General features: G+C 39.4%; 1 protein-coding gene. It reads left to right on the plus strand.

What is annotated here, in order from left to right:
- Positions 1–28: 28 nt before the first annotated feature.
- Positions 29–388, plus strand: a 360-nt coding sequence (locus AC0IXA_RS27200) for a YczE/YyaS/YitT family protein (RefSeq protein ID WP_471814868.1), incomplete at its 3' end; no start/stop codon positions are given.

Here is a 388-nt window from a genome sequence, read left to right on the forward strand (position 1 = left end):
ATTTAAAGGGGTGTGAGAGTATGTTACGATGGAAATCGAGTGTTTAAGAAAGAAGGGAATGCTTTTGAAGCGGGAACATCTTTTACGTTGGTTTTTTTATTTTGTTGGATTGATCGTACTAGCTTTTGGACTATCGCTGAAAGTGAAAGGTAAGATCCTTGGGATTGGTCCCTGGGACGCTTTCCACTACGGACTGTTTCAGCATTTTGGACTCACAATTGGACAATGGTCCATTATCATTGGTGCACTTATTGTGACACTGACTTCTATTTTCACGAAATCATTTCCAAAGATCGGCGCTTTACTGAATATGGTGCTGATTGGTGTGTTTATTGATTTCTTTAATGCGATATTACCTGCACCACATGGGTATTTACCGGCTTTATAT

It is taken from the genome of Pseudomonas sp. AC083 (assembly GCF_979253165.1).